This is a genomic window from Caballeronia sordidicola, assembly GCF_000729995.1.
GTDB lineage: Bacteria > Pseudomonadota > Gammaproteobacteria > Burkholderiales > Burkholderiaceae > Caballeronia > Caballeronia sordidicola_A.
Window position 1 is genome coordinate 1 of the sequence record NZ_JNFG01000161.1, and the last position, 368, is coordinate 368.

At 66.0% G+C, this 368-nt stretch carries 1 pseudogene; it reads left to right on the top strand.

From position 1 onward, the window contains the following. Window positions 1–368 (top strand): annotated as a pseudogene (locus tag FH08_RS0134200) (peptidase S53); the annotation flags it as partial.

Below are 368 nucleotides of genomic sequence, written 5' to 3' on the forward strand. Positions count from 1 at the left end.
AGCCAGTTCGCCTTACGTGATCGCCGTCGGCGGCACTGCCCTGTACACCAACGCGGGCGCGTACAGCAGCGAAATCGTCTGGAATGAAGGCTTGCGGGCAATCGGCCAGTACGATGCTGCCGGCGATGTCGACAACACCAAGCGGATCTGGGCCACCGGCGGCGGCTACAGCAAATACGAAGCAGCGCCAAGCTATCAATCCGGCGTGACCGCCTCCGGCGCCCCCCCCCGCGGCCTGCCAGACATCGCCTTCGACGCCGCCAGCGCCAGCGGCGCCAACCTGGTCATCAACGGCAGCACCACCAACCAGAACGGTAATCTGTACACGGTTGGCGGCACCAGCCTGGCAGCGCCGATCTTCACCGGCG